20 protein-coding genes are annotated in these 23845 nt (G+C 70.8%); 11 read left to right on the forward strand and 9 right to left on the reverse strand.

Features of this window, described 5'->3' with window-relative positions:
• Positions 1-233: 233 nt before the first annotated feature.
• Genes BJ988_RS01625 through asnB form a run of 4 tightly spaced genes read right to left on the reverse strand, consistent with a single transcriptional unit; the run spans position 234 to position 4302 of the window.
• Positions 234-569, reverse strand: coding sequence for an ArsR/SmtB family transcription factor (locus tag BJ988_RS01625; RefSeq protein WP_179656378.1), 336 nt, complete (start codon positions 567-569; stop codon positions 234-236).
• Between the two features lie 8 nt (positions 570-577).
• A complete protein-coding gene (locus tag BJ988_RS01630; RefSeq protein WP_179656379.1) occupies positions 578-1219 on the reverse strand; it encodes an SRPBCC family protein in 642 nt (213 codons plus the stop codon).
• A gap of 15 nt (positions 1220-1234) precedes the next feature.
• The gene (gene nadE, locus BJ988_RS01635) at positions 1235-2263 is read right to left on the reverse strand and encodes an NAD(+) synthase (protein WP_179656380.1); all 1029 of its coding nucleotides are present in this window, start codon (positions 2261-2263) and stop codon (positions 1235-1237) included.
• Positions 2260-4302 carry an asparagine synthase (glutamine-hydrolyzing) gene (gene asnB / locus BJ988_RS01640; protein ID WP_179656381.1) on the reverse strand — a complete coding sequence of 681 codons (2043 nt, stop codon included), beginning with the start codon at positions 4300-4302 and terminating at the stop codon, positions 2260-2262. The genes nadE and asnB overlap by 4 nt, the downstream gene beginning before the upstream one ends.
• A gap of 187 nt (positions 4303-4489) precedes the next feature.
• On the opposite strand from asnB, the gene BJ988_RS01645 reads away from it, so the two are divergent.
• From BJ988_RS01645 to BJ988_RS01660, 4 genes are read left to right on the forward strand one after another with little or no spacing between them, the layout of a single operon-like run.
• The gene (locus BJ988_RS01645; RefSeq protein ID WP_179656382.1) at positions 4490-4777 is read left to right on the forward strand and encodes an acyl carrier protein; all 288 of its coding nucleotides are present in this window, start codon (positions 4490-4492) and stop codon (positions 4775-4777) included.
• A complete protein-coding gene (locus BJ988_RS01650; RefSeq protein ID WP_246321383.1) occupies positions 4767-5603 on the forward strand; it encodes a serine O-acetyltransferase in 837 nt (278 codons plus the stop codon). The genes BJ988_RS01645 and BJ988_RS01650 overlap by 11 nt, the downstream gene beginning before the upstream one ends.
• The gene (locus tag BJ988_RS01655; RefSeq protein ID WP_218860502.1) at positions 5600-6433 is read left to right on the forward strand and encodes a glycosyltransferase; all 834 of its coding nucleotides are present in this window, start codon (positions 5600-5602) and stop codon (positions 6431-6433) included. The genes BJ988_RS01650 and BJ988_RS01655 overlap by 4 nt, the downstream gene beginning before the upstream one ends.
• 18 nt (positions 6434-6451) lie before the next feature.
• A complete protein-coding gene (locus BJ988_RS01660; protein ID WP_179656383.1) occupies positions 6452-11221 on the forward strand; it encodes a DUF4082 domain-containing protein in 4770 nt (1589 codons plus the stop codon).
• On the opposite strand, the gene BJ988_RS01665 is transcribed toward BJ988_RS01660, so the two are convergent.
• Entirely contained in the window at positions 11182-12015 is an 834-nt protein-coding gene (locus BJ988_RS01665) for a cation diffusion facilitator family transporter (protein WP_179656384.1), read from the reverse strand. The two genes, BJ988_RS01660 and BJ988_RS01665, sit on opposite strands and share 40 nt — an antisense overlap.
• Complete coding sequence (locus BJ988_RS01670; protein WP_179656385.1) at positions 12015-12410, reverse strand: ArsR/SmtB family transcription factor; 396 nt, start codon at positions 12408-12410, stop codon at positions 12015-12017. The genes BJ988_RS01665 and BJ988_RS01670 overlap by 1 nt, the downstream gene beginning before the upstream one ends.
• Before the next feature lie 185 nt (positions 12411-12595).
• Between BJ988_RS01670 and BJ988_RS01675 the strand changes: the two genes are divergently transcribed.
• Genes BJ988_RS01675 through BJ988_RS01705 form a run of 6 tightly spaced genes read left to right on the forward strand, consistent with a single transcriptional unit; the run spans position 12596 to position 19162 of the window.
• Positions 12596-13675: a Gfo/Idh/MocA family protein gene (locus tag BJ988_RS01675; RefSeq protein WP_179656386.1), complete on the forward strand. Its 1080-nt coding sequence runs from the start codon at positions 12596-12598 to the stop codon at positions 13673-13675.
• Positions 13672-14688, forward strand: a complete 1017-nt coding sequence (locus BJ988_RS01680) for an NAD-dependent epimerase/dehydratase family protein (protein ID WP_179656387.1) — start codon at positions 13672-13674, stop codon at positions 14686-14688. The genes BJ988_RS01675 and BJ988_RS01680 overlap by 4 nt, the downstream gene beginning before the upstream one ends.
• On the forward strand, positions 14685-16223 hold the full coding sequence (locus BJ988_RS30255; protein WP_343051401.1) for a DegT/DnrJ/EryC1/StrS family aminotransferase: 1539 nt from the start codon (positions 14685-14687) through the stop codon (positions 16221-16223). Before BJ988_RS01680 ends, BJ988_RS30255 begins: the two co-directional genes overlap by 4 nt.
• Positions 16220-16888, forward strand: a complete 669-nt coding sequence (locus tag BJ988_RS01695; protein WP_179656388.1) for an LbetaH domain-containing protein — start codon at positions 16220-16222, stop codon at positions 16886-16888. Before BJ988_RS30255 ends, BJ988_RS01695 begins: the two co-directional genes overlap by 4 nt.
• Positions 16885-17994 (forward strand): aminotransferase class I/II-fold pyridoxal phosphate-dependent enzyme, encoded by a 1110-nt coding sequence (locus BJ988_RS01700; RefSeq protein ID WP_179656389.1) that lies wholly within the window; start codon positions 16885-16887, stop codon positions 17992-17994. Before BJ988_RS01695 ends, BJ988_RS01700 begins: the two co-directional genes overlap by 4 nt.
• Positions 17987-19162 (forward strand): glycosyltransferase family protein, encoded by a 1176-nt coding sequence (locus BJ988_RS01705; RefSeq protein WP_179656390.1) that lies wholly within the window; start codon positions 17987-17989, stop codon positions 19160-19162. Before BJ988_RS01700 ends, BJ988_RS01705 begins: the two co-directional genes overlap by 8 nt.
• 18 nt (positions 19163-19180) lie before the next feature.
• Here the strand turns inward: BJ988_RS01705 and BJ988_RS01710 are convergent, their stop codons facing one another.
• From BJ988_RS01710 to BJ988_RS01720, 3 genes are all read right to left on the reverse strand, one after another.
• Positions 19181-20731 (reverse strand): glycosyltransferase family protein, encoded by a 1551-nt coding sequence (locus tag BJ988_RS01710; protein WP_179656391.1) that lies wholly within the window; start codon positions 20729-20731, stop codon positions 19181-19183.
• On the reverse strand, positions 20724-22244 hold the full coding sequence (locus BJ988_RS01715) for a lipopolysaccharide biosynthesis protein (RefSeq protein ID WP_179656392.1): 1521 nt from the start codon (positions 22242-22244) through the stop codon (positions 20724-20726). Before BJ988_RS01715 ends, BJ988_RS01710 begins: the two co-directional genes overlap by 8 nt.
• 103 nt (positions 22245-22347) lie before the next feature.
• A complete protein-coding gene (locus tag BJ988_RS01720) occupies positions 22348-23022 on the reverse strand; it encodes a hypothetical protein (protein WP_179656393.1) in 675 nt (224 codons plus the stop codon).
• Positions 23023-23142: 120 nt separating this feature from the next.
• On the opposite strand from BJ988_RS01720, the gene BJ988_RS01725 reads away from it, so the two are divergent.
• Positions 23143-23838, forward strand: coding sequence for a YveK family protein (locus BJ988_RS01725; RefSeq protein WP_179656394.1), 696 nt, complete (start codon positions 23143-23145; stop codon positions 23836-23838).
• Positions 23839-23845 lie beyond the last annotated feature (7 nt).

Consider the following 23845-nt stretch of genomic DNA (forward strand, 5'->3'; position numbering starts at 1 on the left):
CCAACCCCGGTCCCCAATCCCGTGCTCAACCCAATTTCGCTGCGCCAAACCCCGCCGCCGACCCGATAGCCAGCCAAAATTCTCGCCGGGTCACGGTGTCAAGGACCGCGATAGCGGCCGGCGAAGCCGGCGGCCGAAGGCCGTCATCTCGACAAGCTCGATACATCGCCTTGACTCCGGGATTCGGCGTGAACACCATCCATAACGGGTCGGCGGCCAGTCCCTATGCGGCTTCAGTCCCCCGTAGAACCCCTATGACGCCCCCGCCGAATCTCCGTGTCCAGAGCGTCAAGATGCTGGGTCCAGAAGTGGCGGAACTGGTTGAGCCAGACGTCGACCTCGGCCATGGGGCCGGTGTCGATGGAGTAGATGCGGCGGGTGCCGGCAGGGCGTACGGTGGCGAAGCCATGTTCGCGCAGGACCTTGAGCTGCATCGAGACTGCGGGTTGGCCGATGCCGAACTCGGCGGAGATGGACTCAACGACCTCGCCGGAGGTGAGGTCGCCGGTGGCCAGGAGCTCGAGGATGCGGCGGCGTACGGGGTCTCCGAGGATGTCGAAGGCGTGCAAGCCTGCTCCTACTCCGGCATCGCGGTGTAGGCGGCTACGCAGTTCTCGCCGGCGGCGCGGGCCTGCTCCGGGTCCGTGCCGAAGGCGATGTCGGCCTCGACCCAGGCGGCGGCGGAGCCCTTGGTGTGCTCGATCATCGCGGGGAGGGCGTCGGGGGACATCGGGTCCATCTTCTCGGCTTCGGGGGCCGGGAGGTGGAGGGCCAGGGCGAGGAGCATCTGCTCCCAGCCGATGCCGACGGCGCTCGGGCCGAACTCCTTCCACTGCTCCGGGGGGACGGGGGCGGAGTGCTCGAGACGGAGCAGCGTACGGTCGCCGGCGGCGGTCAGGGTCGCATCGACCCACGAGCTCATGTCGCCGTAGTCCCAGGTGATCGAGAGCAGCTTGGGGCGGTCGCACGCGAGGATCTCGCCGCCGGCGTTGCCCTCGAGCTGGTAGCGGCCGCCGACCTCGAAGTCGCCGGTGACCGGCATCAGCCAGCGGGGGATGCGCTCCTTGGTGGTCAGCGCGTCCCAGACCTCGTCCGGCGCGGCGTCGTAGCTGCGCTCGACGACGAGCATCCGCAGCTCCTCGCCGCCGCGGGTCGTGGTGGTCAGCGCGCGGTTCACGGCGCCGAGGTGGTCGGCAGGGATGAAGGGTGGTGTGCTCATACCTGCGACGCTATATCAATTGACCTTGATATTCAATGATTCCTCGTCGAGGAGCTCGGGGGCGGCGTGCAGGTAGGCGGTCGTCCGGCGCTTCTGCTCGATGTCGCGGTAGACGCGCTCGACCTGCTCGACGGTGAGCCCGGTGGCCTCGGCGACCTCGGCGGTCGGCACCCCGTTGTTCAGGCCGTAGAGGCACAGGTCCATCCGCTCGTAGGGCAGCGAGAAGTAGAACTCCTCCTGGGACTGCTCCAGGGAGTAGGTGTCGGTGGTGGAGGGGCGGGCCTGGATCTCCTCGGGTACGCCGAGGTGGGCGGCCATTCTGTAGACCTGCGACTTGTAGAGATGCGCGATCGGCTTCACGTCGGCGGCACCGTCGCCGAGCTTCACGAAGAAGCCCTGGTCGTACTCCAGCCGGTTCGGGGTGCCGGCGACGGCGTAGTTGAGCCGGTCGGCGTGGAAGTACTCCAGCGCCTTGCGGGCGCGCTGCTTGAAGTTGGTCGCCGCGACGATCTCCAGGTACGCCTCGGAGGTGAGGCGGTGGGCGCTCTGCACGCCGTACGGGTCCTCGACGACCACGGAGAAGAGCCGGTACGCGTCGGAGTCGACCACGCTGGGCAGCACGATCTTCGATTTCCACCCCGGGCCGTACCTGGGCACGACCCGCCGGATCGCGTCGTCACGCCGCTGGTAGGCGCCGAGGCCGACCAGGACCGGGGAGATGTCCTCGAGCGCCGACCTGATCCCGAGCGAGTCGGTCAGCTTCGTACTGAACCCGATGGTGTCTTCCGACGACTCCTGCTCGGGCATGTGCAGCGCGAAGACGCGCTCCGGACCGAGCGCCTTCACGGCCAGCGCGGCGACCACGCTGGAGTCGATCCCGCCCGAGACGCCGAGCACGATGCCCTTCCGCTTGTTGGACACCAGGTAGCGGCGGATCGTATCGCCGATCCGCTTCGCCTCCGCCTCCTCGTCGAAGCGGAGCGTCTCCAGTCCGTACGCTGCGGCTGGGCTTGTTTCTGGGCTGGTCGTGACGGTGTTGTTCATGGCTGGGCTGGTGTCCTTCCGGTCGGCTCGAGGGTGCGGTGCTCGAGGATGGTGTCGAAGACGGTGAGCGGTTCGGGTGGCGTGGTCGGACCCGCGACCGGGCCGGTGAGCAGCTCGCTGTGCAGCAGCTGGGTGGACAGGACGGCGACGAGGCGCATGTTGTCGGTGTTGCCCAGACCGCGCCCGCCCGTTCGGCCGGCCTTCTCCAGCAGTCGCTGGACGAGCTCCGGGCGGAAGACCCCGGCCGCCTCCAGGGCAGCGCCCGAGGTGACATCGAAGACCCAGTCCGGGGTGCCACCGGCGAAGAACGCGGCTGCGTCCGGCGCCCGGTAGGGCTGTTTGGGCCGGCGCAGGATCTGGTCGGGCACCAGGTCGGCGAAGGCCCGTTTGAGCAGGTGCTTCTCGTCCATGCCCCGGATCTTGTGCTCGGCCGGGATGCGGCCGGCGAGCTCGGCGACGTGCGGGTCCAGGAACGGGAACCGGCCCTCGACCGAGTTGCCCATCAGCATCCGGTCGCCCTGGGAGGCCAGGATGTAGCCGGGCAGCAGGGTCGTCATCTCCAGCCACTGGGCCCGCGCGACCGGGTCCCATGAGGCGGCCGCGGCGGGCATGGCCGCGACCACGCCCTCGGCCGCGCCACCGAGCGAGCGGACCTCCGGCCGCAGCATCGAGGTCAGCACCGCTGTGGAGTCCCACCGTGGCCGGTGCGACATCGCCAGATCGTCCGCGGCGAGGTTGCGCGAGAAGAAGCGCCGCGCGAACGCCGGTGTCTGGTTGGGGGAGCGATGCATCCACGGATAGAGCTGCTTCACCGCGTCCTCGGCGGCGGCCGGGTCGCGTAGCCACAGGTCGCGGATCTTGGCCTCGCGAAAGATGTCGTAGCCGCCGAGCACCTCGTCGGCGCCCTCGCCGGTGACGACCACCTTGAAGCCGGCCTCCCGCACCAGCCGGGAGAGCAGGAACATCGGTGCCGGGGCGGTCCGCAGCAGCGGCGACTCGGCGTGGCGTACGACCTGGGGGAAGACCTCGGCGATGTCGCGCTCGCCGACCACCACGTCGTGGTGGACGGTGCCCAGTCGCTCGGCCATGAGAGCCTGGAAGCCGCCCTCGTCGAACTCGGCCTCGGCGAACCGCAGCGAGAAGGTGTGCAGCGGCGCCGAGCTGCTGCGTACGGCCCTGTCGGCGGCGATCGTCGCGGCCGTGACCGCGGAGTCGATCCCGCCGGAGAGGTACCCGGCCACCGGCACGTCACTGCGCTCGAACCGCAGCCGGGTGGCGGCCGTCAGGGCCGTACGCAGCGACTCGGCGTTCGCCTCCAGGTCGGTGAGCTCCTCGGCTCCCGCCGACGGGAACGTCGGCGCCCAGAATCGGCGCTCGGTCTCGACCCCGTCCCTGAAGGAGAGGTAAGAGCCCGGCGGCACCTGCGCGATGTCGCGGAACACGGTGCGCGGGGCGACCGCGGACCACAGCGTCAGCACCTGGTCCAGCCCGGCCGGGTCCAGCTCGCGCGGCACGGCGGGGGAGGCGTACAGGGCCTTCGCCTCGGAGGCGAAGAGCAGCTGACCGCCGGCGCGGGTGTAGAAGAGCGGGCGTACGCCGAAGGGGTCACGAGAGAGGATGAGCGAGCCCGTCCGGCGGTCCCAGATGGCCAGCGCCCACTGCCCGTTGAACCGCTCGAAACAGCCGGGACCCCACTCCTCCCACGCGTGCACGATGACCTCGGTGTCCGAGCGGGTGTCGAAGACGTGGCCGCGCGAGCGCAGCTGGGCGGCCAGCTCGACGTGGTTGTAGATCTCGCCGTTGAAGGTGACCCAGACCTGCTCGTCCGCCGCCGGCGATCGGCAGGATCGGCTCGACATCGGCTGGGTGCCGCCGACGGTGTCCACGATCGCCAACCGGGTGTGGCCGAGTGCGACCCGCTCGTCACGGTAGTAGCCGCTGCCGTCGGGGCCACGGTGGGTCAGTGCCCCCAGCATGCGCCGTATCAGCGCAGGGTCAGGCACCTCGGTGCCGCTCAGCACCCCGCAGATCCCGCACATGTCGCTCCTCGATCGATCCTGGACGGTCCTCGAAGGGTCGTCCGCGACGGGGTGCCAGGACCTCGGAGAAGGTGCGTTTATCACCCAATGTCGGCATCTACGGGCCTCATTTCGGCTCCGACGGCCCTCCTGCTGGCAGAAACGGAAGAGCGGAGATTTCTCGAGCGTTCACAGACAGGGAGACGTGATGACGGACGTACAGCTCACGATCGAAGGGTTCATCCTCGACAGCCTGCTGCTGGGCGATACGGCCCGGCTTCCCGCACCTTCGGAGTCGCTGGTCGAGTCGGGCGTCATCGACTCGACCGGGATCCTGGAGCTCATCGAGTTCCTCGAGGCCGAGTTCGAGATCTCCGTCCACGAGACCGAGACCGTCCCCGAGAACCTCGACGGGGTCGCCAACCTGGTTGCGTACGTCGGCCGGAAGACGGCGGCCCAGGAACGAGCCCGGGAACGAGAGTCCCTTGCTAGTTGACGGTGCCCGCGAGGCAGGTGATCTCGAGATCGACCTGGCCAAGATGTACGCGATCGTCCTCGACGGTCCGCGAACGTCTTGGCTGTCCAGGCTGCGGTTCTGGCTCTTCGACTACGAGCTGCACTGCGTCGCCGCCTACCGCTTCGGGCGCTGGGCCGGTCGGCTGCGCACCCGTCACCCGCTGCTCGGAGTGCTGGCGCTCGGGCTCTACTGGTTCTGGAACCGGCACAACATCCGGATCCACCACGCCGACATCTTCCGCCGCGCCGACATCGGCCCTGGGCTCCTGCTCATGCACCGCTCGGGGATCATCGTCGGACCGGCCGTGGTCGGCAGCAACTGTGTGCTCCATCAGAACGTGACGATCGGCCAGCGCATCGCCGACGGTGACCAAGGGCTGCCCACGATCGGCGACGACGTGTGGATCGGCCCCGGCGCCGTGCTCTGTGGTGCGATCACGGTCGGCGACGGCTGCACGATCTCCGCCGGCACGGTGCTGTCGAAGGACGTCCCGCCGCACAGCCTCGTCGGCGGCAACCCCGGCCGGGTCATCGCCAGGGAGTACGACAACAGCAACATGATCAACTTCGTCGTCCCGCCGCGCCCCGTCGGTCGAGCCGCGAGCGCCAGCGAGCGTGTCGAGACCAACACGGTTCCCATCGAGCGCAGAGGGGACCGTGTTGGTCTCGACACGCCTCCGCCTAGCGGCTCCGGCGGCTCGACCAGCGGGGTGGACGGCTCGACCAGCGGGGTGGACGGCTCGGCCGGCGGGGTGGACGGCTCGGCCGGCGGGGCGGACGGCTCGACCAGCGGGGGTGGGTCGTGATCGCGAGCGTCGTGGTGCCGGCGCACAACGAGGCCAAGGGGCTGTCGGCGAACTTGACTGCCCTGCTCGACGGCATCCCCGACGGGGCCGTCGAGGTGGTGGTCGTGTGCAACGGCTGCACCGACGACACCGCCGCGGTGGCCCGGAAGGTCCCGGGCGTGCGCGTCCTGGAGATCGCCGAGGCTTCCAAGGCGCGCGCGGTCGAGGTCGGCAACGCCGCGGCGGCGACCTTCCCACGGCTTCACCTCGATGCCGACGTACGCCTCACCGGCACCGACCTGCTCCGACTGGTCGACGCGCTCGACGAGGACGGGGTGCTGGCCGTCGCGCCCGGGCGGAGCATTCCGACCGAGCACTCCTCGTGGCCGGTCCGTGCCTACTACCGGGTGTGGCAGTCCCTCCCAGCCGTACGCAGCGGCCTGTTCGGCCGCGGAGCCTTCTGCCTCACCGCAGAGGGCCAGGCTCGGGTCGCCGGCGCCGGTGCGGGCCTGATGAACGACGACCTCGTCGCCTCGGAGCTGTTCACGCCCGCCGAGCGGCGCGTCGTCACCGACGCGGTCGTGGTCGTGCGGCCGCCTCGTACGACGAAAGACCTGGTCAGACGTAGGATCCGCGTCGCGACCGGCAACACCCAAGCCGATGACCACGGGGCCCGGCACGGATCCACCTCGTTCTCGCAGCTGCTCTTGCTCGGGCTGCGTCAGCCGACGATCGGGCTTCGGGTCCCGGTCTTCCTGACAGTCACTCTCGTCGCCCGGATGCTCTCCCGTAGAGCCGTCCGGTCCGGCGACTACTCCACCTGGCTACGCGACGACAGCTCGCGGGCCTGACCCGAAGGAAACATGACCGTGAAGCTGCGAACGGGACTGGCCGCGTTGCTCGGAGTTGTACTTGTCGCCCCCATCATGACGATCGTCACCGCCTCCAGCGCGAGTGCCGATCCGTGCGGACCGACGGGCAACAAGATCTCCTGTGAGAACAGCAAGCCCGGCGCCCCCTCGAGCGAGTGGGGGATCACCGGAGCGGGCGACGACTCGATCCAGGGGTTCGCGACCGACATCAGCGTCGACGTGGGCAACCGGATCGACTTCAAGATCGACACCGACGCCTCGGCCTACCAGATCACGATCTACCGGATGGGCTACTACGGCGGTGACGGCGCCCGCAGGATCACCGCGGTGACCCCCTCGGCGAGCCTCCCGCAGAACCAGCCCAACTGCTATCGCGAGACCTCCACCGAGATCACCGACTGCGGCAACTGGGCGGTCTCGGCCTCCTGGAACGTCCCGGCGACCGCGGTCTCGGGTGTCTATGTCGCCAAGCTCGACCGCGCAGACACCCAGGAGTCGAGCCACATCACCTTCATCGTCCGTGACGACGCCAGCAGCTCCGACGTCGTCTTCCAGACCTCTGACACCACCTGGCAGGCGTACAACTCCTACGGTGGGTCCAGCTTCTACACCGGTGGCGGGAACGGCCGGGCCTACAAGCTGAGCTACAACCGGCCGTTCGCGACCCGTTCCGGCGGCACCTCCCACGACTTCTTCTTCGCCAACGAGTACCCGCTGGTGCGGTTCCTGGAGCGCAACGGCTACGACGTCAGCTACATCGCCGGGATCGACACCGACCGCCGCGGCGATCTGCTCACCAACCACGAGACGTTCCTGAGCGTCGGCCACGACGAGTACTGGAGCGGACGCCAGCGGGCAAACGTCGAGGCCGCGCGCGACGCCGGCGTGAACCTGCAGTTCCTCAGCGGCAACGAGGTCTACTGGCGGACGCGCTACGAGGCGTCGAAGGACGGCAGCAACACGCCCTACCGGACCCTGGTGACGTACAAGGAGTCGTGGGCGCAGCAGAAGCTCGACCCGGCACCCGAGTCGACCGGCACCTGGCGCGACCCGCGCTACGCGCCGAAGAGCCAGGGCGGCGGGAAGCCGGAGAACGAGCTGACCGGCACCGTCTTCATGTCCAACCTGACCGACCTGCCGGTGACAGTGAAGAAGTCCCACGGCGGCTTGCGGATGTGGCGCAACACCGGGCTCGCCTCGATGACGGCCGGCCAGACCGAGCTGGCTCCGCACACGGTGGGCTACGAGTCCGACGAGGACCAGGACAACGGGTTCCGACCACCCGGCCTGATCCGGATGTCGGAGACGACCGGGTTCATCGACAACCAGTACATGACCGACTTCGGCCGAACCACGGGCGACGGCACCACGACCCATGCGATCACCCTCTACCGGGCGGCCAGCGGGGCGCTCGTCTTCGGTGCCGGCTCGGTCCAGTGGACCTGGGGCCTCGACTCCGAGCACGACAACCCGTATCACGACGAGACCGCCGACCGGCGGATGCAGCAGGCGCAGGTCAACCTGCTCGCCGACATGGACGCCCGGCCGACCACGCTGATGACCGGGCTGGTCGCGGCGACGAAGTCGACCGACACGGTCGGACCGACGGTCGCCATCTCGACACCGGCCGCCGGCTCGACGCAGCCGAACGGCACCAAGGTGACGCTCACCGGCACCGCGACCGACACCGGGGGTGGCGTGGTGGCCGGCGTCGAGTACTCCGTCGACGACGGCACCTCGTGGCACCCGGCCCCGGGAGCGTACGGAACCGGGACGACCGCCTGGTCGGTGACGTACGTCCAGCCCGGAGTCGGCAGCACCCCGGTGCGTGTGCGCGCCGTCGATGACAGCGCCAACATCGGCACCGCCGCCGTCCGGAGCTTCAACGTGACCTGCCCGTGCAGCATCCTCGGCCAGATGGAGGTGCCGACGACCTGGAACGCCGTCACCAGCCCGGCCACGCCCTCGGCCAGCGACGGCAGCGCCGCCGAGCTCGGCCTGCGCTTCACCCCTCAGGCCGACGGGTACGTAGCGGGCGTCCGCTTCTACAAGGGCGCTGGCAACACCGGCACCCACGTCGGCTCGCTGTGGAGCAGCAGCGGCGAGCGACTGGCCCAGGTCACCTTCAGCAACGAGTCCGCCGGCGGCTGGCAGTCGGCGACGTTCAGCCAGCCGGTCGCGGTCGCGGCGGGGGCGAGATATGTCGTCTCCTACACGGCTCCGGTCGGGCGCTATGCCGTGGCCCCGTGGGCCTTCGCGGCAAAGGGTTTCGAGGCGTACCCGTTCGAGGTCGAGGGTGGCTATGGCGCCGCTCCGGCGGGGGTCTATGCGGGTGCCGGTCAGTTCCCGGCGAGCTCCTACCAGAACCCCAACTATTTCGTGGACGTGCTGTTCACGACCACCGACGACTCCCCGCTGACCGCGACCAACCAGTGGCCGCTGGCCGGGTCGTCCTCGGTGCCGCGCAGCACGACGGTGAGCGCCAGGTTCACCAAGCCGGTGGTCGCCTCGTCGGTCGGGCTTCGCCTGACCGACTCGCTCGGCAACGCGGTCGCCGGGTCGACCGCCTATGACTCGACGACCAGGACGGTGACCTTCACCCCGTCGGCCAACCTCGCCGGGTTCGTCAGCTACACCGCCACGCTCTCCGGTCAGGACAGCGGTGGGACGGCGGTCTCGGCCGGGAAGACGTGGTCGTTCCGGACGGCCAAGCCGCCGGCGGCGGCAGGAGTCTGCCCGTGCTCGCTCTTCGATGAGGACACCACTCCGACGGTCCTCCAGGACCCGGAGAACGCGCAGCTGACCCTGGGTGTCAGGTTCCGCGCCGACGTCACCGGCACCGTCACCGGCGTGCGGTTCTACAAGGGTGTGAACAACGCCGGACCGCACACGGGCACGCTGTGGTCGGCCAACGGGGCCGTGCTCGCCCAGGGCACCTTCACCGACGAGTCGACGACCGGCTGGCAGACGCTGAGCTTCGCCGAACCGGTGAAGGTCCAGGCGAACACCGACTACATCGCCTCCTATCGCACCAACGGCTACTACTCGGCCACACCGAACGCGTTCGCCTCCACCGACCTGTCGAAGCCGCCGCTGCGGGTGACCTCGACGGCAGGTGCGTACGCCTATGGCACGGGCTTCCCGGCAGCGACCTCGCCCTCGAGCTACATGGTCGACGTCGTCTTCGAGAAGGGCGCGCCGACGCTGACGATGACCTCGCGCAGCCCTGTCCCCGGGGCTGTCGAGGTGCCGCGCTCGACCAATGTGGTGGCGTCGTTCTCCTCGGAGCTGAGCTCCGGCTACTCGGTCTCGGCCACCTCGGGCGGCCAGCCGATCGCCGGGACGACGACGCTCGGCAACTCCGGGACGACGCTGACCTTCGACCCGACATCTTTGCTGCCCGCGGGCGCGGACGTGACGGTCACGATCAGCGGGATCACCTCCACCGAGGGGGTCAGTATGCCCACACAGACCTGGACGTTCCGGTCCAGAGCCGCGGAGACGGTGAACAGCCAGACGCTCTTCGGTGACGTGGTGCCCGCGGTCGAGGCCCAGGACGACAGCTCACCGATCGAGGTCGGGACGGTGTTCAGTCCCACCCGCGACGGGCGGGTGACCGCGATCCGGTTCTACAAGGGCGCCGGCAACGGCGGCACTCACGTCGGGTCGTTGTGGAGCTCCGGCGGCGAGCGGCTCGCCCAGGTGACCTTCACCGGTGAGACCGCCTCCGGCTGGCAGCAGGCCACGCTGTCCAGCCCCGTCGAGGTGCAGGCCGGGGTGTCGTACGTCGTCTCCTATCTGGCTCCGCAGGGGCACTACGCGACCACGCCGCAGTTCTTCACGACCGCCCACTCCTCCGGGGACCTGACCGCCCCGGCGGGCAACAACGGCCGCTACCTCTACGGGGCCGCGGGCGGCTTCCCGCAGTACACGTTCGGGTCGACGAACTACTTCGCCGACGTCGTCTTCGAACGGGCGGGCGCGACCATCTCGGTCACCGACCGCGATCCCGGTCCGGGCTCGACCGACGTGCCGACCTCGGCCAACCCGTCGATCACGTTCTCGACCGGGATCGCGAGCGGCTGGAACATGTCGGTCACGGCCAACGGGGCATCGGTGGCCGGTTCGGCGGCACTCAGCGCTGACGGACGTACGCTGCGCTTCACCCCGTCGGCCGCGCTGCGAGCCGGGGCGACGGTGGCGGTGACGGTCTCCGGGGTGGTCTCGACCGACGGGGCGGGTCTGCCGACGCAGACGTGGTCATTCGCCACGGTCCCGGCCGCCGTGACCGAGGTTTCGCTGTTCACCGGGGTGACTCCGCAGAACGCGTCGACGCTCGACATCATGCCGATCGAGGTCGGCACCGCCTTCTCGACGTCGGCGGCCGGCTCGGTGACGGCGATCCGGTTCTTCAAGGGCACCGGCAACACCGGGACCCATGTCGGCTCGCTGTGGAACGCGGCCGGCACCCGGATCGCCCAGGTGACCTTCACCAACGAGACCGCGACCGGGTGGCAGACGGCGATCTTGCCGACGCCGGTCGCGCTCACGCCGGGGGCGACGTACGTGGTGTCCTACTACGCACCCAACGGGCGCTACGCCTCGACGCCGAATGCCCTCAGCCAGTCGCGGACGGTCGGCCCGTTGACGGCGCCGGGCGGAGCCAACGGCCGGTATCGGTACGGGAGCGGAGGGGGACTCCCGAACCGATCCTGGAACTCCACGAACTACTTCGTGGACGTGCGGTTCCGCCCGGCGGCCGGGTGAGTCGGCGCCGATGACCTGCCGACGTCCAGGAGCTTGACGTCGGCAGGACCGTCAGCGCCGGCTGCGCCGTCCGCGTCGGGAGCGCAGCAGGCATCGGCACAGGTGGACTCGTCGCAGCCGCAGCCAGCAGGGGTGGCGTCGTCGTCGGTGACGGCGACCGGGCCGCACGAGCAGGACTCGCCCCGCCAGGCATCCCAGCCCTCCTTGAGCGCGACGGCGGCGATCACCAGACCGGCGACGGGATCCGCCCACGACCAGCCGAGCGTGGCGTTGAGGACCAGCCCGACGAGCAGGACCGCCGAGAGGTAGGTGCACAGCAGGGTCTGCGTCGAGTCGGCGACCACGGCGTTCGAGCCGAGCGACCGGCCGGTCCTCCGCTGAGCCCAGGACAGGAACGGCATGATGATCAGCGAGGCGGTCGCCAAGCCGATGCCGACCGTCGAGGTCTCCGGGTCGTGGCCGGTGACGAGGGCGCGCGCCGACTCGAAGGCGACGTACGCCGCCAGGGCGAAGAAGGAGACCGCCATCAGTCGCAGCGCCTGCCGCTCGCGCGATTCCGGGAGCCGGTGACGGAACTGCCACAGGATGATGAGCCCGCTGGAGACCTCGACGACGGAGTCGAGCCCGAACCCGACCAGCGCGACGGAGCCCGCCACGAGACCGGCGGCGATGGCGATGACCGCCTCGACGCCGTTGTAGGCGACCGATGCCGCCGCGAGCAGCTGGGCACGCCGTCCGAGCCGCTTGCGGTCGGCCGCGGTCAGGTCGGTGGGGGCGTGGACGTGGGCGGCCATCACGCCTCCTCGTGGGTCTCGGCGTGGATGGCGGCGATGCCGTGGCTGGGGCACAGCGTCACCGCATCCCCGGTGAGGGCCAGGACCCGCTCCGCGGCGGCCAGCAGGTCCAGGACGGCCTCGCTGTGGGCCAGCGCGAACATGGAGGCCCGCCCGACGGGGCGTGAGGTCACCAGTCCGCAGTCCCTCAGGCAGGCGAGATGCTTCGAGACCGTGCTCTGCGCCAGGCCGAGGTGAGCGGTCAGGTCGACCACGCGGTGCTCGCCGAGGGCGAGGTGTCGCAGGATCGCCAGGCGGGAGGGATCGGAGAACCCGTGGAACAGGCAGGCAGCGGCGCTCAGCGCGGCTGCCTCGTCCGTCGGATCGGGAGTGCCCTCCGTGGCTGTCATCGTCATACGGCGATGATAACTCCGAATATCGGTCTTTACGCAAGTCGTCGATGGTGTGCATCCGTCTTCGATCGCGCCGTCCGGTCTCCCGAATAGAGGGGATAACCCCGTTGAACGGCCGGGTGGGATCGGCGGATCGCGTGTGATCTACCTCGAAGGCATCGATCGCCTATGTGGGGAGAAGCACTGTCATGACCGCACAGACGCCGCTGGGAGTGGCGGTGGTCGGGGCCGGCTACTGGGGGCCCAACCTGATCCGGAACTTTCGCAACGCACCGGAATGGACGCTGGTCGCAGTGGTCGACCTGGATCTCGCCCGGGCCCGAGAGGTGATCGGCGGCAGCACCGAGGTGCTGGCCACGACCGACCTCGACGAGGTCCTCGCGCGCGAGGACGTGGACGCGGTCGCGATCGCGACCCCGGCGCGGACGCACCGAGGGTTGGTGGAGCGGGCGCTGCGGGCCGGGAAGCACGTGCTCGTCGAGAAGCCGCTGGCCGACGACGTCGAGTCGGGGAGGAGCATGGTCGAGGCCGCGCGGGCCAACGATCTCGTGCTGATGGCCGACCACACCTACTGCTACACGCCGGTCGTGCAGAAGATCCGTGAGCTGGTCGAGGACGGGTCGCTCGGCGAGATCCTGTTCATCGACTCGGTGCGGATCAACCTCGGGCTGGTGCAGCCCGATGTCGATGTCTTCTGGGATCTGGCGCCGCACGACCTCTCGATCCTCGACTTCATCCTGCCCGGCGGGCTGCGCCCCACGGGGGTGGCCGCGCACGGCGCCGACCCGCTCAGGGCGGGCAAGGCCTGCGTCGGCTATCTGAGCCTGCCGCTGGAAGGCGGGGCGATGGCCCACGTCCACGTCAACTGGCTCAGCCCCACCAAGATCAGGCAGATGGTGATCGGCGGCAGCCGGCGCACGTTGGTCTGGGACGACCTCAACCCGCAGCAGCGGCTCAGCGTCTTCGACCGTGGCGTCGACCTGGTCCAGCAGAGCGTGGACCAGATCGAGCGAGCCGACCGCGCCGCGGCGACGATCTCCTACCGGCTGGGCGACACCTGGGCGCCGGCGCTGCCCGAGTACGAGGCCCTGTCCCGGATGGTCGGCGAGTTCGCCGGAGCGATCCGGGAAGGCCGTACGCCGCGCACCGACGGGGCCTCCGCGCTCCGTGTCCTCTCCGTCCTGGAGGCGGCGCAGACCAGCCTCCGAGCCCGCGGCGCCCTCGTCGAGGTGGCCGCCGAGACCCCGACCCTGGAGCTGATCCGATGACGTCCTCCCCCGACAACAAGCTCAGCGGTGCGAACGTCCTGGTGACCGGAGGCGCGGGCACGATCGCCTCCACCATCGTGGACCAGCTCCTCGACGAGGGGGTCGCGCACATCGACGTGCTCGACAGCCTGATCCGAGGTCGCAAGGCCAACCTCGACGACGCCCTCGCCTCCGGCCGGGTCACCCTGGTCGAGGGCGACATCCGCGACCGCGACCTGGTCGGCGACCTGACCGCAGGCAAGGACCTGGTCTTCCACCAGGCCGCCATCCGCATCACCCTGTGCGCCGAGGAGCCGCGGCTGGCCAACGAGGTGCTGGTCGACGGCACCTTCAACGTCGTCGAGGCCGCCGTCGACGCGGGTGTCTCGAAGCTGATCTACGCCTCCTCGGCCTCCGTCTTCGGGCTCGCCGAGGAGTTCCCGACGCCCGAGGGACACCACCACAACAACAACGACACCCTCTACGGGGCCGCGAAGTCCTACAACGAGGGGCTGGTGCGATCCTTCCGGGCGATGCACGGGCTCGACTACGTCGGGCTGCGCTACTTCAACGTCTACGGCCCGCGGATGGACGTCCACGGCGCCTACACCGAGGTGCTGGTGCGGTGGATGGAGCGGATCGCCGACGGCGAGCCGCCGCTGATCTTCGGCGACGGGCGCCAGACGATGGACTTCGTCTGCGTCCCCGACATCGCCCGGGCCAACATCCTGGCAGCCGCCTCCGAGGTGACCGAGGGCGTCTACAACATCGCCTCCGGCACCGAGACCTCGCTCTTGGAGCTGGCCGAGGCGCTGCTGCGGGCGATGGGCTCCCCGCTGGGGGTCGAGCACGGCCCCGAGCGCGCGGTCAACGGCGTCACCCGCCGGCTCGCCTCCATCTCCGCCGCCCGCGACGACCTCGGCTGGTCGCCGACGATCGGGCTCGAGGAGGGGCTGCGACAGCTGGTCGAGTGGTGGGCGCCGCTGCGCTCCGAGATCGCGGCGGGACGGGCTTTGAGCGGGGGAGGGTCGTGAGCCGTATCAGCGTGATGCAGCCCTGGCTGGGTGAGGAGGAGGTCGAGGCCGTCGCCGAGGTGCTCCGCTCCGGCTGGGTCGCCCAGGGGCCTCGCGTGGCCGAGTTCGAGCGCCGCTTCGCGGAGTCCCAGCAGGCTGCTCATGCCGTCGCCACCTCGAGCTGCACGACGGCGCTCCACCTGGCGCTGGTCGTGGCCGGGATACGTCCCGGCGACGACGTCGTCGTGCCGTCCTTCTCGTTCGTCGCGACCGCCAACGCGGCGGTCTACGTCGGCGCCCGGCCGGTCTTCGCAGACGTCTCGCCGATCACCGGAAACCTCACTCCCGAGACGGTCCGGGCCGCGCTCACGCCGGCCACGAGCGCGGTCGTCCTGGTGGACCAGGGCGGGGTGCCGGCCGATCTGGACGCGATCCGGGAGGTCTGCGACCCGCTCGGCATCGTGGTCATCGAGGACGCCGCCTGCGCCGCCGGGTCGACCTACCGCGGCCGCCCCGTGGGTGCCGGTGCCGAGATCGCCGCCTGGTCCTTCCACCCGCGCAAGATCCTCACCACCGGCGAGGGCGGGATGCTCACCACCTCCCGCGCGGACTGGGCCGCGCGCGCTCGGAGGCTGCGCGAGCACGCGATGAGCGTCTCGGCCGCCGACCGGCACGCCAGCCTGGTCTCGCCGCCGGAGTCCTACGACGAGGTCGGGTTCAACTTCCGGATGACCGATATGCAGGCCGCGGTCGGCATCGTGCAGCTGTCACGGCTGCCCGAGGTGGTCGATCGGCGTCGTGAGCTGGCCGCGGTCTACGCGAAGGCGGTCGCCGAGATCGACGGGCTGCGCGCGGTCACGGATCCGGCTTGGGGGACAGGAAACTTCCAGTCGTTCTGGATCGAGGTCTGTCCTGGACCGGGGGTCTCGACAAGCTCGACCACCGGGGCGTCTGCTGGGTTCGAGGTCGGTCGTGGGACGGGGGTCTCGACAGGCTCGACCACCGGGGCGTCTGCTGGGTTCGAGGTCGGTCGTGGGACGGGGGTCTCGACAGGCTCGACCACCGGGGCGTCTGCTGGGTTCGACGTCGGTCGTGGGACGGGGGTCTCGACAGGCTCGACCACCGGGGCGTCTGCTGGGTTCGAGGTCGGTCGTGGGACGGGGGTCTCGACAGGCTCGACCACCGGCGAGACTGCGGGGTTCGAGGTCTGTCGTGGGACCGGGGTCTCGACGAGCTCGATCACCGGGGTGTCTGCTGGGTTCGAGGTCTGTCGGGGGACGGGGGTCTCGACGCGATCGAGCACAGTGTCGGCGGGAGGTGGGCCTGCGTACGGGATGGACCGTGAGGGGTTGCTGGGTGCGCTGGCCGAGGCCGGGATCTCCGCGCGCCGCGGGATCATGGCGGCACACCGGCAGCCTGCGTACGTCTCTTCGGGCGTCAGCCTCCCGGTCACCGAGCACCTCACCGACAACACCCTCATCCTGCCGCTCTTCCACCAGATGTCGGACTCGGAGCAGGCGCGGGTCGTCGAGGTACTTCGACAGGGGCGCCGGTGACGACGCTCGTGCTCGTCGCCGCCGGTGGGTTGGCGGGTGAGGTCGCCGCGGCGGCCAGGTCCGGCGAGCTCCCCTACGACGAGATCGTCGCCGTCGACGACGACCCGGAGCGCCGGGGTCAGGTGATCGGCACCGCCGACGGGACCGGTGGTGTCAAGGTGATCGGACCGGTCGAGGTCGTCACCGACTGCGGTGATGACCTGGTCATCTGCGCCGGATCCGGGTCCACCCGGCGACGTGTCCATCGCCGGCTCAGCGGCTACGGGGTGGCGGCCGATCGCTACGCGACCATCCTCCACCCCACCGCCTCGGTGCCGCCCGGCTGCGAGATCGGCGCCGGCACCGTGCTGCTCGCCGGGGTCGTGCTGACCGCCGGCGTACGCGTCGGGCACCACGTCGTCGCGATGCCCAACGCCGTCCTCACCCACGACGACATCGTCGGCGACTACGCGACCATCTGCGCCGGGGTGACCCTCGGCGGCGAGGTCGTGATCGGCGAGGCCGCCTATCTCGGGATGAGCTCGTCGGTGCGTCAGCGCACCACCGTCGGAGCCGACTCCGTCCTCGGCATGGGAGCGGTCCTGCTCGAGGACCTGCCCGCCGGGGAGACCTGGGCCGGAGTGCCCGCCCGCCGTCTGAACTCACGTCAGGAGCTGATCTGGTGAAGGTGCCGTTCGTCGACCTCGGGTCGCAGCAGTCAGAGATAGCAGACGAGGTACGCCTCGGCCTGGACCACGTCTTCGAGCGCACCGGCTTCGTGGGTGGGCCGGAGGTGACCGCCTTCGAGAAGGCCTATGCGAGCTTCGTCGGTGCTGGTCACTGCGTAGGCGTCGGCAACGGGACCGACGCGCTCGAGCTGGCCATGCGGGCGGTGGGGGTGCGGCCGGGTGGCGAGGTGATCGTGCCGGCCAACACCTTCATCGCGACCGCCGAGGCGGCCAGCCGGATCGGCGCGCTGCCGGTGCCCGTGGACGTCGACGAGTCGCAGTTGTTGATCGACCCGGCCGCCGTGGAGCGGGCGATCACGCCGCGTACGCAGGCGATCGTGCCGGTGCATCTGTTCGGGCAGACCGCGTTCGTCGAGCAGCTGCTCCCGCTCGCCTCCGCGGCGGGAATCCCGGTGATCGAGGACGCAGCGCAGTCCCAGGGCGCGCAGCGCAACGGCCGCGGGAGCGGCTCGCTCACCGCCGCGGCGGCGACCAGCTTCTACCCCGGCAAGAACCTCGGCGCGGCGGGCGACGCGGGCGCGGTGACCACCTCCGACCCGGAGATCGCCCGGACGGTCCGGCTGCTCGCGGCGCACGGCTCGGAGACGAAGTACGTCCACGAGGTCGTCGGCATGAACTCCCGCCTCGACACGGTCCAGGCGGTCGTGCTGTCCGCGAAGCTTGCTCGCCTGGAGAAGTGGAACGAGCTGCGCCGCGAGGCGGCCGACCGCTATCACGTCCTTCTCGACGGGATCCGTGGAGTTCGTCTGCCCGAGTCCGCGCCGGGCAACCTCGACGTCTGGCATCTCTACGTCGTCCGGGTCGCCGACCGCGACCGGGTGCTCGAGGCGCTGCTGGAGGCCGGGATCGGCACCGGGATCCACTATCCGTTCCCGGTGCATCTGACCGCGGCGTACGCCTCGTTGGGGTTCGGTGAGGGCTCCTTCCCGGTCGCGGAGCGGGCGGCGGGCGAGATCCTGTCGCTGCCGATGTTCCCGCACCTGAGCCCGGAGCAGCAGGAGTACGTCGCCGAGGTGCTCGCTGCGGCGGTGGAGCATGGGTGAGGTGCGTACCCCGGTCTCGATCGTCTGCGTCTACAACGACCCGGCGGTGCTGGAGTCGTGCCTGGCGGCGTCGGTCAAGGCAGGCCACCCGTCACGGCAGACGGAGGTGATCGCCGTCGACAACGTCTCGGGTGCGTTCGCGAGCGCCGGCGCGGCGCTGAACCACGGCGCCCGGCTGGCTCGCAACGAGGTCGTCGTCTTCGTCCACCAAGACGTCTACCTGCAGTCGCTGCCCGCGCTCGAGACCGCCGCCGCGACGCTTCTCTCCCAACCGGCGATCGGCGTGCTGGGTGCGGTCGGTGTCAGCCGTCGCGGCGAGGTCATCGGTGCGATGCGCGACCGGGTCGTCCCGCTCGGCCGGTCCGCCTCGGTCCCGGCGGACGTCGACTCGCTCGACGAGGTGCTCTTCCTGGTCTCCCGATCGCAGGTGCTGCGCGAGCCGCTCTCGGAGTCGCCCGACCTCGCCTGGCACGCGTACGCAGTCGAGTACTGCCTCCGGATGCGCGCCTCCGGGCGTCGCGCCGCGGCCCTCGACATCCCGCTGACCCACAACAGCATGACCACCAACCTCGCCCGTCTCGACGTCGCCCACCGCAGCGTCGGCCGGACCTATGCCGGGCTGGTGCCCGTGCGCACGACGTGTGGCATCGTCGCCGGCGAGCGCGGCGCCGCGACCATGTCCTGGCCGGCCCGGCGGGCTCGTGGGGCCCGGACGTTCTGGGGCGAGTCCGTGCACGCCCATCGGGTGACCCGCACGCTGCGTGGAGCGGGGACGCCGCGGGGTCAGGTGGTGCTCGCCGACATCCGGCTGCTCGTCGACGATGCCGCCCGGCTCGCCGGCAGCTCCTCCATCCGCGTCGTCGATCCCTCCCGCGACGGCGCCGTCTCCGAGGCCGGCGGGATGGAGCGCAACGGCCTCACCTTCTCCGCGGCCACCCTCCGCTGGCCCGGCGTCGTCGCCGCCGTCGCCGCGGCCACCCCCGGCGAGCTCCTCCTCGTCGCCGGCTTGAGAGCCGAGGAGATCGCTCCGCTGGCCGCCACCACGACCGGCCCCTACGTCGTCGGACTCGCGCGTGACGCCGGCCTCTGGCTCCTCTTCGGCGCCGAGCCGGGCGCGCTGGCGCCGTTGTGGAGTCGGCCGCGGAATCGGGCGTTCTTCATGTTGTGATACCCGCTCGAGCGGGTATCACGCCACCCGGCGGCGCAGCCGCCCCCGGAGCGCCGCGGCGGCCCACTCGGGGGCGAGGTCGCGGACGCGGCCGGCGCCGCCGCGGCGGGTCTGGCGCCACATCGAGATCCGGTCGGGGAGCGGCATGGCGCCGAGGAGCCCGGCGGTGATGTCGGCGCCGGAGCGGCTGAACGGGTTGGTCGCCTGGACGGAGACGGTGAGCAGGTCGAGGTGGCCGCGGCCGCGTACGGGCGCGAGCAGGTCGTCCTGGAGCCGCTGCGGCACCTGGTAGAGCGACTCGGCGGCCTCGACCCAGCCGGGACCGGTGTGGCACTCGAGGATCGCCTGGGCGATCGCGGTGCCACGCGAGACCCGCTCGCGCGGTCGACGGACCAGGTCGAGAAGGGTGTCGCGAAGCTGCTCGAAGGAGCTGGGTCGCAGCATCAGGTGGTCGATCCCGGGGGAGTCCGAGCCCCACACCGCGCACTCGGGCCGGTGGCCGCGGTAGGTGACCACCGGGTTGGCCAGACCGCCGGACTCGAGCAGCGAGGTGAGCCCGGCGAACGGGAACGAGTCGAGATAGACGTCGGCGGCGTGGTGGAGCGGGGCGACGTCGGGGAGCATGCCGACGGCCTGGATCCGGCCGGACGTACGCCGCGCCAAGCCGGCCCACGGCTCCGACTCCGGGTCAGGGCCGGCGACCCGCCACTGCAGCCGCGGCTCGGCAGCCACCGCGGCCTCGACCGCCGCCAGGTAGGTGTCGCCGCCCTGGAACTTGCTCGGGTCCGCCGCGGTGACGACCAGGACGTCGGCCGCATCCACTCCCCACTGCGGCTTCGCGGTCTCCCGGCGCTTCATCCGGCCCTTGACGGCGAGCGGCCGGTTGCGGACGACCGACCTTCCCATCGGCAGGCCGCGGCGGTGCAGAGCGAGCTCCTGGCCGCTGCGACGCAGGTGCACGACCCGGTCATAGGCCCGCACGCCGACCCAGAAGACGTGGTCGGTGTTGTCGATGTAGACCACGGGCGGAAGACCCCGGCGGTCGGCGAAGGCGAGCGCGGGGACCACGTCGAAGGGGTGGCAGTGGGAGATGACCAGGTCGGCGGTCGAGGCGAGCGCACGCAGCCGGGCAGCGCGGTGGAGCAGGCTCCCGGGCGTCGTGTCGAGCATGGTCAGAGCGACCCGGTCCCCGAGCCGGGACGTGATCTTGGCCGGCACCGGCGAGGTCATCTGGCGCGTGGCGACGATCTCGTGAGAGCGCTCGCCGAGCTGGTCGGTCCAGCCGGCGATGATCTGGGTGTGCCCGCCGCTCTGGTACATCTGCGTGACCACGTGCAGCGTACGCAGCGGGCGAGCCGGCACCGGCACCGACGGGAGCGAGCGGCCCAGCTCGGCGAGCAGCAGCTCGAGCGGTTCGTACGCGAACCAGCCGGTGTGGTTGCCCCAGGCGAACTCGGCAGCGGCCTGCGCCAGGGCGGCCGCGCGCCGTGGACGTCGGCTCCCGGCGGCCGCGGCCGCGGCGTACATCTGCTCCAGGGCGTCGTGGTTGGCGTCGAGACGGTCAGACATGGATGTCCTCGCTCCGGGTCGTGGGGGGCTCGGTGGGGGTGGGGGAGCCGGCGCCGGAGCGGAACCAGCTGACGTCCTCGCGCCGGCGTCGCAGCAGCACGGCCCAGACGGCGGCGAGCACCAGGCCGGTGACCGCGCAGGTCACCCAGACCGACGGCTGCACCGCACGCAGCCCGACCGCCGCGCCCCCGACGGCGAGCGCGCCGAGCGCAGGCAGGGCGGCACCGCTCGCGAGGCCACCGATCCCCACGCCGGCCCGGGCGAGGTAGAAGAGGTGCAGCGGCAGGATGACGACGAGCCCGACCCCGAAGGCGGCCATCCCGACCCCGCCCACGCCGGACCACGCCGCGCCCGCCAGCAGCGCCGGCACCAGGGCGATCAGCCAGACGACCTGGATCGTCATCAGGCTGCGCGTCGAGCCGGCGATGACGAGGAAGTCGTAGGCGAGCTCGAAGGAGATCCGCAGCACCGCCAGCGCGCCGAGCCAGGCCAGGGGCGCCGCGGCCGCCTGCCAGACCTCGCCGTAGACCAGCCGGATCACCTCCGGAGCGAGCGCGGCCAGCGCCACGCAGCCCGGGAGCGTCACAGTCAGCACCAACGCCGAGAGCCGGGAGAAGGCATGCCGCATCGCGTCCGGGTCGCGCTGCAGCCGAGCGAAGATCACCGGCGTGACCTGCCGCAACGGCCGCGACAGCATCGTCACCGGCCAGCTGGAGAGGTTGAAGGCGACGACGTAGAGGCCCAGCGCGGTCGCGCCGAGCAGCCCGCCGATGACGATCTGATCGGCGAAACCCACCGCGAAGACCAGGATGCTGGTCACCGCCAGCGGCGCGCCGAAGCCGAGCAGCGCGACCGCATGGGTCCGGGAGAGCCCCATCCGCCAGGGCAGCGGCGACATCCGCAGGAACATCACCGTGGTCACGGAGACGCCGAGAAGGTGGCCGATGACCAGGGCGTACGGGCCGGCACCGGCCAGGGCTAGCCCGAGCATGACCGGGACCGTGACGAGCGTGGCCGTCTGGTCGATGAGCATCCGCTTGCCCTGCATCAGGTTGCGCTGCAGCAGCGCCGCCGGCGTCGCGGTGATCCCGCTGAGCACGACCGGGACGGCGAAGAGCGCCACCAGCACGGCCGCGTCCGGCTCGCCCATCGCGCGCGCGTAGGGCCCGGCCCCGACGACCATCGCCGCGGCGATGAGCAGGCTCGTGCCGACCGAGATCGTGGTCACCGTCGGCGCGATCTCCCGCGGGTCCTCCTTCCAGCGCACCACCGCGAGGCTCACGCCGAGCTCGTTGAAGCTCAGTACCGCCATCAGGGCGAGGAAGGCGACGGCGTACGTCCCGTAGCTCTCCGGGCCGAGCAGCCGCGCGACGAGGATGCCGACGACCATCGTGCCGAGCTTGGTCACCGCGGTGTTCGCGATGCTCCAGGCCAGGGCGGTGTGTGGGCGGGGCTCAGCCCGGATCCGCCGATGGCCGCCGTCGCGAGCGTCACCAGACGGGTGTGATGGCAAGGCGCCGTCCGCGATGGCATACCGGGTGTCTGTTGAGCGGCGGCAACGCCGCCAGCGCGCCCGTATGGTGGCGCGTAGCAGGCGGAGATCGGTGGATCTGGGCTTAGACAAGATCGGTCTCCGGCAGCGTCTCGGCACGGCGCTCGCGGCGCCGCAGCAGGATCGGGTCGATGCGTACGACCAGGTAGAGGGTGGCCGCTGCACCGAGCAGGCCGGTGACGGCAAACGCCCGTCGGGAGCTCCCGCCGACGGGGTAGACGACGGTCGAGCCGGGCGCCTCCTTGGTGGTCATCCGGAAGGCCTGGGCGACCTGGTACTCGTCCTGAACCCGGTCGAGCGCGACTCCCATGGCCTCGACCAGCTGCTCCTTGCGGATGCGGACGGTCTCCGGATCGGGACCCACGACCTCGATGATCAGCCACTGGTCGGTGTAGTTGGGCGCCCACTGGCCGCCGGTGTCGGGCAGCCGGACGGTCCACCCGTCGCGTACGCCCATGCCGATCAGCCCGGCATCGGTGGCGGTGAACTTCGGAATCTGCCGAGTGCCGACGACGAGCTTGCCGACCGCGCCGGCCGTGATCACCAGGTCCTCGGAGGTCGCCCGCAGCGCGTTCGGGTACTGCGCGTTCTTCGGGGCCAGGAAGACCAGGTCCGTACGCGTCCAGTAGATGCTGCGGTCCTGGCTCGCGTAGTTCGCGGCGGCGAGGGTGAGGATCGCGCCGACCACCACGATCGGCCATCGTCGGACCATCGCCCGCAGCAGGTCCCACAACGCCATGATCGGAACGCTAGGTCCGCCGAGGCCGAGTCCGCCCAGGTCAGCGGGGTCATCGCCCAAATCGGGTAGGCCCTCGGCGAGGTCGGCTCGCACCGATGCCGGATCGGTACGTTCGGGCCCATGGTGTTGTCGGAGTTCGTCGGTGCGATCCGGCGGCGTTGGTATCTCGCGGTGGTCGGCATCCTCGTGACCGGCGTGCTCGGCTGGAGCGCGTCGGCCTTCGTGGCGCCGACCTACACCGCCCGTGGCCTGGTCCTGATGCTCCCCTCCAAGAACGCGGTCGGCCCCGGCGGCAACCCGTTCCTGGGGCTCGGTGGGCTCGATCTGCCGGCCCGGGTCGTGGTCGCCTACTACACCAGCGCGCCCGCCCAGGAGGCGATTGCGGAGGTCACCCCGGGTGCCGTGGTCACGGTCTCGATGGAGGAGTCGACGCGCGGACCGGTGATCGCGATCGACGTCAGTGCGGACAGCGAGGCCAACGCCATCGAGGCGCTCGACTTCGTCGCCGACTCGATCCCGGACACCCTCGGCAGGCTCCAGGACGAGGTCAATGCGAGGGGCAACGCCCGGCTGCGCTCCCGCGCGCTCGCGCTGGACGAGACGGCAGCCATCGACGGCAGCGGTCCACTGCGGGCGCGGATCATGGCGGTCGTGCTCGGTCTCGCGATGACCGCGGTGCTCGTCTACGCGATCGACGGGATCGTGCTGCGCCGCCGCCTGGCTCGCGAGGAGCGGGCCTCGTCCCTGGCTGCACATGACGTCGCCGACGATCCCGACCAGGACGACGAACACATCGTCCAGCGCCTCCACGGCTGAGGCGGGA

Origin of the sequence: Nocardioides panzhihuensis, from assembly GCF_013408335.1 — a bacterium.
In the GTDB taxonomy this organism is placed as follows: Bacteria; Actinomycetota; Actinomycetes; order Propionibacteriales; family Nocardioidaceae; genus Nocardioides; species Nocardioides panzhihuensis.